Annotated in this window: 8 protein-coding genes; 6 read left to right on the top strand and 2 right to left on the bottom strand. The window is 44.0% G+C overall.

Going from position 1 to position 8,785, the window contains the following annotated elements; genetic code table 11:
• The first annotated feature begins 26 nt into the window (after positions 1-26).
• From HUJ19_RS08525 to HUJ19_RS08500, 6 genes are all read left to right on the top strand, one after another.
• On the top strand, positions 27-212 hold the full coding sequence (locus tag HUJ19_RS08525; RefSeq protein WP_290623416.1) for a Trm112 family protein: 186 nt from the start codon (positions 27-29) through the stop codon (positions 210-212).
• The gene (gene kdsB / locus HUJ19_RS08520; protein WP_290623414.1) at positions 202-972 is read left to right on the top strand and encodes a 3-deoxy-manno-octulosonate cytidylyltransferase; all 771 of its coding nucleotides are present in this window, start codon (positions 202-204) and stop codon (positions 970-972) included. The genes HUJ19_RS08525 and kdsB overlap by 11 nt, the downstream gene beginning before the upstream one ends.
• 37 nt (positions 973-1,009) lie before the next feature.
• Positions 1,010-1,495 carry a low molecular weight protein-tyrosine-phosphatase gene (locus HUJ19_RS08515; protein ID WP_290623412.1) on the top strand — a complete coding sequence of 162 codons (486 nt, stop codon included), beginning with the start codon at positions 1,010-1,012 and terminating at the stop codon, positions 1,493-1,495.
• 88 nt (positions 1,496-1,583) lie between these two features.
• On the top strand, positions 1,584-3,350 hold the full coding sequence (gene argS / locus HUJ19_RS08510; protein ID WP_290623410.1) for an arginine--tRNA ligase: 1,767 nt from the start codon (positions 1,584-1,586) through the stop codon (positions 3,348-3,350).
• Positions 3,351-3,472: 122 nt separating this feature from the next.
• On the top strand, positions 3,473-4,906 hold the full coding sequence (locus tag HUJ19_RS08505; protein WP_290623408.1) for an NAD-dependent succinate-semialdehyde dehydrogenase: 1,434 nt from the start codon (positions 3,473-3,475) through the stop codon (positions 4,904-4,906).
• Positions 4,907-5,018: 112 nt separating this feature from the next.
• Positions 5,019-5,798 carry a class I SAM-dependent methyltransferase gene (locus HUJ19_RS08500; protein WP_290623406.1) on the top strand — a complete coding sequence of 260 codons (780 nt, stop codon included), beginning with the start codon at positions 5,019-5,021 and terminating at the stop codon, positions 5,796-5,798.
• Between the two features lies 1 nt (position 5,799).
• Here the strand turns inward: HUJ19_RS08500 and HUJ19_RS08495 are convergent, their stop codons facing one another.
• Both HUJ19_RS08495 and HUJ19_RS08490 read right to left on the bottom strand, forming a co-directional pair.
• A complete protein-coding gene (locus tag HUJ19_RS08495) occupies positions 5,800-7,188 on the bottom strand; it encodes an MBL fold metallo-hydrolase (protein WP_290623404.1) in 1,389 nt (462 codons plus the stop codon).
• Positions 7,178-8,773, bottom strand: coding sequence for a Na/Pi symporter (locus HUJ19_RS08490; RefSeq protein WP_290623402.1), 1,596 nt, complete (start codon positions 8,771-8,773; stop codon positions 7,178-7,180). Before HUJ19_RS08490 ends, HUJ19_RS08495 begins: the two co-directional genes overlap by 11 nt.
• Between the last annotated feature and the right edge of the window lie 12 nt (positions 8,774-8,785).

Here is an 8,785-nt window from a genome sequence, read left to right as displayed (position 1 = left end):
AATGGAACAGATTAAGGCTATAACGCATGAATCATAAACTTTTAGATGTTCTGGTCTGCCCGATTTGCAAAGGCGACCTGGTCTATAAAAAAGACAGTGACGAGCTGATTTGTCGCTTTGACAAACTGGCGTACCCCATTCGAGACGATATTCCGGTGATGCTGGAAAATGAAGCAAGAACCGTCTCAAGCGAGGAACTGGATGCAATTTAAGGATTTCATCGTGGTTATTCCGGCTCGCTACGCTTCGACGCGCCTGCCGGGCAAGCCATTAGCCATGATTGGCGGTAAGCCGATGATTCAGCATGTCTACGATAGAGCGCTGATGGCTGGGGCCAAACAGGTCGTTGTGGCAACAGATGACGAGCGAATTGAAAAAGCGGTCAAACTGTTTGGCGGGGACGTCTGCATGACCCGCGAAGATCATGTTTCTGGCAGCGATCGTCTTGCTGAAGTCTGTGAGAAATTGCTGCTTAAAAACGAAACCATTGTGGTCAACGTGCAGGGTGATGAACCTTTTATTTCACCAGAGAATATTCGTCAGGTTGCAGAGAATCTGCATCAGCATACGGCATTTCCAATGGCTACTTTATCAACGCCAATCACCGAGCCTGAAGAAGTCTTTAATTCGAATGTGGTCAAAGTGGTTGCGGATGAACAGGGCAGAGCCTTATATTTCTCACGTGCGCCGATTCCATGGCAACGCGGGGCTTTTGAAGAGCAACGTGTGCAGGAAATTGAACATTGCCAGCGCCATATAGGGATTTATGCCTACAGGGCCGGCTTCCTGGCCGATTACGTCAAGATGGCGCCAGCCATGATTGAGCGTATGGAGTCCTTAGAACAACTTCGCGTTTTAGCCCATGGCCACTCAATTCACGTTGAACAAGCCAGCGAAGCGCCCGGATTGGGTGTTGATACTCAGGAAGATTTAGCTGCCGCAGAGCGGTTTTATCGAATGCACCGCTTATAAAAGCGACTTGATAGCATTAGCAGGAAAAATCTAATACATGTCTAAATTTTCAGTGTTATTTGTTTGTCTGGGCAATATTTGTCGTTCACCAACTGCCGAAGGCATTTTCAAGCATAAATTAAGGCAAACCGAATTAGGCGAGCAGGTGTTTGTTGATTCAGCAGGAACCAGCGCCCATCACATCGGTGAGTCGCCCGATCCCAGAGCGCAGGAAGAAGCTAAAAGAGCAGGCTATGATCTGTCTTTTATTCGTTCGCGCCAGGTTCGGGATGTGGATTTCCACGAATTCGATCTGTTAGTGGCAATGGATGACTCTAATTTCTATAATTTGCAGGACCTGGCTCCTGAACCTGAATATCACGACAAAATTAAACTGTTTCTGGCCGACTACGCGCCACATCTACCTAAGCGCGAAGTTCCCGATCCTTATTACGGTGGCAAACAGGGTTTTGTTGAGGTGATAGAGCTTATTGAAGCCGCAAGCGATGGCCTGATTGAGCATTTAAGGAAAATCCACCAATAATTCCCTCAATCCGTGGCATGGACTGCTCAAGCAGGTATAATAGCGCCAATTTTTTCCATTGTTTCAACGATCTGGATCTGAAATCAATATGCTTGTATCTATCGAACACCAACTGAGCCAATTATTTGCCGATGCATTTGAGAGCCTTGAATTGCCACGAGATCTTGGCGATGTGCAACGCTCGAATCGCCCTGACTTGGGCCATTATCAATGTAACGGCGCCATGGCCGCAGCGAAGCTAGGTGCAGGCAATCCTTTCGTTACAGCCGAAAAAGTCGTTGCGGCACTTGGCGAGAACTCTCTGATTGAAAAAGTTGATGTTGTTCGTCCGGGCTTTATCAATGTATTTGTCAGCGCTGAGTCACTAGCAAAGACCCTGGAAACCTACGGTTCGGACGATACTTTTGGTTGTCATGAAAATAAGTCTGACTGCAAAGTCATGATCGATTTCGGTGGTCCAAACGTTGCAAAATCGATGCACGTTGGTCATCTGCGTACAGCCATTATTGGTGATTCTCTACAGCGTATTTTCCGCTTCAAAGGCTATGACGTAGTTTCTGATGCGCACTTAGGTGATTGGGGCACGCAAATGGGCATGTTGATTGAAGGTCTGAAAAAGCGTCAGCCTGAACTGGTTTATTTTGACGCTGACTTTACCGGCCCTTATCCAGACAAGTCACCAGTCACTATTCAAGATTTAGAAGAAATTTATCCGCAGGAATCGGGCTTGTGTAAGTCTGATGAAACAGCTGCCGAAAAAGCGCGTCAGGCTACGCTTGAATTGCAAAATGGTCGTGCAGGCTATCGTGCCCTGTGGCAACACTTTGTTAATGTTTCGGTAGCAACCCTGAAGCGCGACTATGGCGAACTTGGTGTTAGCTTTGATTTGTGGAAAGGTGAAAGTGATGCCGATCCATTTATCCCTAAAGTGATTCAGGAACTTGAAGACAAGGGTTTGGCATTTCGCGATCAGGGCGCGTTGATTGTTCCATTTAAAGACGAGCAGGGCGAAGCGGTTATGCCACCGCTTATTTTGCGCAAGTCCGATGGCGCAGTCATGTATGGCACAACCGATTTAGCAACACTTTACGAGCGCGTTTATGATGATCACGCTAATTTAGTTCTGTATGTGGTTGATGGTCGTCAGCAGCAACACTTCAAGCAGGTTTTCGCTGCAGCAGACCTGATGGGCATGAATGCCAACACTGCCTATGAACATACTTACTTCGGTACTGTAAACGGGAAAGACGGTAAACCGTTTAAGACTCGTTCTGGTGGCGTCATGAAGTTGCATGACCTTATCCAGATGGCAAAAGATGAGGCTCGTAAGAAGTTAGCTGAGAGTAACTTTGGCGCTGACTTTGACGAAGATGAGAAAGAAGAAATCGCCCATAAGGTTGCTATTTCCACTTTGAAGTTTGCTGATTTAAGAAATTTCCGAATTAAAGATTATATTTTCGATCTGGAAAAGTTCAGTGAGTTTGAAGGCAAGACCGGGCCATACCTGTTGATGCAGGTTGCGCGAATCAAGTCTATCTTGCGCAAGGCAGAAGAGGCAGGTGCAAAGCCTGGAGATCTGCTGCCTACAACTGAAAACGAATTAGATTTAACATTCGGTTTGTTGGACTTCCCGTCAGCGCTGGATAAAACCGTCGATAAGCGTGCGCCACATTATCTGTGCGAGCATTTATATAACCTGGCTCAACAGTTCAGCTCTTTCTATCAGAAGCAGCATATTATGAATGAGCCCGATAAAGCGCGTCAGGCCAGCTTGTTACGTTTAAGTCAGATTTGTTTAGCGCAGCTAGAGATGGGGCTTGGTTTATTGGGTATCGAAACTCTTGAGCGCATGTAGTATTCATTCTTGCTCATAAAGTATAAACCTCGAATTATTCACGCTGTCATACAGTGTCACTTTGAATAATCTGTAAGCTTCGCTAAGATGGCTCCACATGGAGCCATTTTTTTTGGAGTCTTATGAACGAATCATTAGTAAAATCTCGCGCCTTTATCAATGGCCAATGGGTCAAGACCGATAAGCGTTTCCGGGTTGATGATCCCTTTTCGCAAGAACTCATCGTTGAAGTATCCGATTGCGGAGAAAAGGAAGCGCACGCTGCGATCGATGCTGCTCATGCTGCCTTTCAGAGCTGGAGTAAAACCACTGCCCAGGAACGTTCCAACAAGTTATTGGCCTGGTACGATTTAATTATCAAGAACCTCGATGACCTGGCTGAAATACTGACCACCGAGCAGGGTAAGCCTCTTAAAGAAGCCAAAGGCGAGATTCAATACGGTGCTAACTATATTAAATGGTTTGCTGAAGAAGCGCTGCGTGTGGATGGTGATATCATTCCTTCTCCAGATGGTAATCAGCAGATTCATGTTATCAAAAAGCCCGTGGGCGTCGTTGGTATCATTACCCCGTGGAATTTCCCACAGGCAATGATTGCCCGTAAAGTTGCGCCGGCTCTAGCTGCTGGCTGTACGGTAGTGATAAAGCCTGCTGCAGAAACCCCACTGTCTGCATTGGCTATGGCCGAACTGGCACAGCAAGCAGGCATTCCCGACGGTGTCATCAACCTGGTTCCAACCAGCGAAGCCAGCGTTATTGGCGAAGCCTTAACCTCCAGTTTTAAAGTTCGAAAAATCTCTTTTACAGGCTCGACTAAAGTTGGCAAGATTCTCATGAGTCAGGCTGCCGAAAATGTCCAGCGAGTGACCATGGAACTGGGCGGCAATGCGCCTTTTATTGTGTTTGAAGATGCTGATATCGATTCAGCAGTAGATGGCATTATGGCCAGTAAGTTCAGAAACTCAGGGCAAACCTGCGTGTGTGCGAATCGAGTCTTTATTCACGAAAGTATTTACCATGAAATTGTCGATAAGCTGGTTAACAAAGTAGAAGCATTACAGACCGGCTCAGGTCTGGAAGATGATGTATCTATTACTCCATTAATTAATCAGGCAGGTATCGACAAGGTGAAGCGCCTGGTTCAGTCAGCCAAAGATGGCGGTGCCAAAGTGCTGATTGGCGGTGAATTGTCTGATAAACATAATCAGATTTTTGAGCCAACCATCATGACAGATGTGCAGTTTGATATGGACATTGCCTGTGAGGAAATTTTCGGTCCGGTATTATCCTTGATTCCATTCAGTAGTGAAGAGTCAGTGGTTGAGCAGGCCAATGCAACAAAAGCTGGCTTAGCAGCCTATGTCTATACCGATGATAGGCACCGCATTAAGCGACTGAGCGAACAAATTGAGTCTGGAATGATTGGCTTTAATGAAGGTATTATTTCCAATCACATGGCACCATTTGGCGGTGTTAAAGAATCCGGAATGGGCCGCGAAGGGTCTAAATACGGTATCAGTGACTATCTGGACATCAAATACTTGTGCATAAATTAAAGTCGGAATGTTAAGTTTTTTTATGAAGAGTACTGGCTAACTTGTTGAAAATATAGTACAAAGAAGGTACGGGCTTTATGTTCACACCTCATTTTCAAATAAGGAGTCAGCTATGAATTTTCAAGAAGTTGAATCCGTAAAGCAATCATTAGAACTAGGTAGCCATCGGCTTGTTGATTTCCTTCCTTTCCTTTTTCAGGACTTTAAAGAGATCGGTAGCAACACAGGCTTTATGCTTGAATTAATTGAGCAGATGGGAAGAGGGGAGCCTGAAAAGCGTGTCTTAGATTTGTGTTGTGGCAAAGGAGCTACTCTGATCACTTTAGCTCGCCATTTTAAATGGACCGGGATAGGGGTTGATGTTGTTGATGATTTTATCCAGCAAGCTCAAATTGAAGCTGTAACCAAAGGTGTTCGTAAAGAGACAGCGTTCATAAGAGCTGACTTGTCTGAATTCCTTCGAGCTAACACAGAAAAGTTCGATGTCATAGTGTTTCCTGCCGCTACCAACATTCTGGGAGACACTGTTGAAAGCTTAAATATCCTGGGTGAGCATATAAAAGATGATGGCTGTGTAATTGTTGAGTCTGATTATAAAAGTCATGGATTCAATATAGGGCTTGGACTCGAACTGACAAAAAACATGGATGATTACATAGCTGACTCAATCCTACACGCTGCGCGGAAAATTGTTTGGAAGCAGTCTATTCTTGTTGAAGTCTATCAACGAGATACTCAGTGGCTCGATAAAAGAGTTAAAGAGCTTTTACCCCGCCAGCCCGAAATTAAGCGGGAACTCGAGCAGTTTATCAAAAATCGTCACGAGCATTTACAGCATTACAAAGACAATGAAATTGCCCGTGCCAGTTGGTTATTGATTAAAAAGATTTAAATTAAACTCTAATCACTTCACCTTGTTTGGCAATATCGACTTCGCTATCGACATTTTGCGTCATGAAATCATGGAACTCCTCGATAGTTGTTTTAGCGCCATGTACAAGAACCAGTCTTGGAGAGTTTTCAAACTTTTGATACCAACGCAGTAAATTCTGTTGGTCGGCATGAGCCGAGAACCCACCGATAGTGTGTACGCTGGCTGCGACTTTAACGGTTTCACCCCAAAGCTTAATGTAGGGAGCTCCTTCAACGATTCTATTGCCTAGTGTGCCTTCTGGTTGAAAGCCAGCGACTATTAACGTGCATTGTGGACGCCAGATATTGTGTTTTAAATGCTGTTTAATGCGGCCGCCATTCATCATGCCACTACCGGCAATTATGATTGCACCTTTGTGTACACTGTTTAGTTCTATCGACTGTTCAGTATCGGGTGTGAACTTCAGGTTAGGAAGCTTTTGATGAAGTGTGTCGCCAGACCATAAGTATTGGCTTTCTTTTTTATAGAGTTGCCAATACTTACCGTAGGTATTAGTAACTTTAATTGCCATAGGGCTATCCAGATAAATATCCCAATTGCTCAAGTTCCATTCTTTGTAGTATTTAGCGAAGTAGTAAAGCAGAATTTGGGTACGACCAACGGCGAATGAAGGTATAAGGACATTACCTCCATCATGTTCAGCCTTGTTGATAGCTTCTTTAAGCTCAAGGATTGAGGCGTCCCAGCTTTGGTGGTTTCGATTGCCGTAAGTTGACTCCATGATGACCAGATCAGCTTTTCCGTAGATATTCGAGTCTTCCTGAATGGGTGAGCCTGGATTGCCAATATCGCCACTGAGAATAATACGCTTGGTGTGATTATTTTCTTTAACCAGTAGTTCAACATGAGCTGAGCCAAGGATGTGGCCAGCATTGTGCAAGACCATGGTGATGTCTTCGGTAACCTGTATCGGCTTGTTATATGGATGTAAGTTCAATAGGGATAAAACGGCCGGTACATCATCTTGCGTATAAAGTGCTTCAACCAGTTTTAATCCTTTGCGGTTACGTTTAGTGTTTGCCCACTCAGCTTCTTTTTCTTGCAGGTAAGCGCTATCCATCAGGAGTATGTCCAGCAGATCAGCATTGGCTTCATGAGTATGAATTGGTCCCTGATATCCCTGACTAACCAGAACAGGCAGGCGACCGCTATGATCAATGTGTGCATGTGTCAAAATAACCGCATCCAGCTCCCTTAAGGAAAAAGGGAAGGGCGCGCGGTTACGGTCCTCTTTTTTGGGAGCACCCTGGATCAGACCACAATCGACGATGATATTACTGTGCTCTGTAGTAATTTGTATGCAGGAACCGGTGACTTCTTCCGCTGCACCATGGACTTTAATTTTCATGGTTGGTTTCCTTAATGGTTTTATCAATAGATTCTAAGGCCTGCATATAATATTTACAGGACTTGTATAGCGATTTGTTGAGATTTAACAAAGTGGAAATACTTTCGACGGATATATTCTGGCTAAGTTGAGCTGTTAATAAGTTTGTTTCTGAAGTTTTAAAACTATGAAATACCTGCTCCTGCCAATTATGGACAAAGTCATAAAAGCTAAGCTCAACAGTCTTGTCGAACAAACTTGCAGAGTCATCATAAAAGGACTTTCCGTCGGCAAATAGTGGGAACATATTCTTGTCGCGGTAGATTTCAGCAATTTCTGGTTGCTCTAAGTCAGGTAATAAATCTTTAATCAGTTTTGCGGAATAGATCCCATCCCGCATTGCGGCTAATAAGCTATAAAGAGAATTACTTTGCTCAGATGTTAGAGGTTTTTCTGATAACTTTCTGGCAAAGCGTATGAACATCCCTTCAATTTTTTTAAGCTCAAAATACTCTTCCTGGTTGATGTGATCACGCACTAAGCACCGTCTTGCAAAATAGCTTACTTTATTGAGGAACTGAACGGTTTCAGATCGAATTCGCTCGATAGCAACCGGAGGCATATCAGTTGGTATAAGAGAAATGCGTGTTTCAACCGGACTTAACTTGTCTTCAAACTTTTTCGATAAGAACTGAATAAACTTATTTGTGAATGGAAAGAAGAGCAGAATACCAATTAGTTTCAACAAGCTGTGGAAGGCCACAATACCGATCAAAAGATCGTGAATATTGAGATAATCAAAAATAACATCAATAAACGGTAACAGGAGGAAGAAACCTATAAAAGCAATAACTATGTTGAATAGTAGATGAGCGGATGCAAGTTGCTTCTTGATTTTGGCACCTTTGATACTGCCGAGTATGGCTGTGCTGGTGGTACCAATGTCTGCACCAATAACTATCGCAATTGAGTTATGCAGGTCGAGCAGGCCTGCATGGGCAGCACCAAGAGTCATCATCATAACTGCTGAGCTAGACTGAATTAAGGTAGCTAAAATTAAGCCTACGGCCAGGAATAACAAGGGTGATTGACTTTGTATTCTTGTAATATCAAAGCCTTCACTTAAGCCTAATGTTCCCAGTTTGATAATATCAAGGCTGAATAAAATCAGGCCAATACTGATAAATAATGAGTAGAGTGCTATTTCATTGGCTTTCTTGGCAAAAAAGACCCGTCCAAGTGCAGCAATGCCAATAAAATAAATTGCAAACTCACCTAGGCTGAATTTAAAGCCTAGGAAAGTTACTAACCAACCTGTGGCTGTTGTGCCGAGATTTGCCCCGAAAATCACACCAACCGCTTGCTTGAGGTTGAGTAGTTTGGAACTGGCTAAGGCCAGGACAATCAGAGTAACCAGAGAGCTGCTTTGAACTACTGTGGTACAGGCTACTCCGGTTAAGATTGCTGAAAAGGTTGTTTTAGTCCAGGAGGAGAGATACTGATTAAGTTTTCCTGATGCCAGCTTCGAAAGGCTTGACTCAATAAGTGACATTCCCCAAAGGAATATGCCGACACCCGCTAAGAAGTTTAACCAATCTAAATTCATTTAACCTTCATC

It is taken from the genome of Kangiella sp. (genome assembly GCF_014762745.1).
GTDB lineage: Bacteria > Pseudomonadota > Gammaproteobacteria > Enterobacterales > Kangiellaceae > Kangiella.
The sequence above is the reverse complement of the archived record's forward strand: the minus strand, read 5'-3'. Positions and strand labels throughout refer to the sequence as shown.

Bases quoted from the DNA above. Each gene is read 5' to 3' on its own strand.
- argS (WP_290623410.1), top strand. From the start codon at position 1,584: ATGCTTGTATCTATCGAACACCAACTGAGCCAATTATTTGCCGATGCA.
- HUJ19_RS08505 (WP_290623408.1), top strand. From the start codon at position 3,473: ATGAACGAATCATTAGTAAAATCTCGCGCCTTTATCAATGGCCAATGG.
- kdsB (WP_290623414.1), top strand. From the start codon at position 202: ATGCAATTTAAGGATTTCATCGTGGTTATTCCGGCTCGCTACGCTTCG.
- HUJ19_RS08525 (WP_290623416.1), top strand. From the start codon at position 27: ATGAATCATAAACTTTTAGATGTTCTGGTCTGCCCGATTTGCAAAGGC.
- HUJ19_RS08500 (WP_290623406.1), top strand. From the start codon at position 5,019: ATGAATTTTCAAGAAGTTGAATCCGTAAAGCAATCATTAGAACTAGGT.
- HUJ19_RS08495 (WP_290623404.1), bottom strand. From the start codon at position 7,188: ATGAAAATTAAAGTCCATGGTGCAGCGGAAGAAGTCACCGGTTCCTGC.
- HUJ19_RS08515 (WP_290623412.1), top strand. From the start codon at position 1,010: ATGTCTAAATTTTCAGTGTTATTTGTTTGTCTGGGCAATATTTGTCGT.
- HUJ19_RS08490 (WP_290623402.1), bottom strand. From the start codon at position 8,773: ATGAATTTAGATTGGTTAAACTTCTTAGCGGGTGTCGGCATATTCCTT.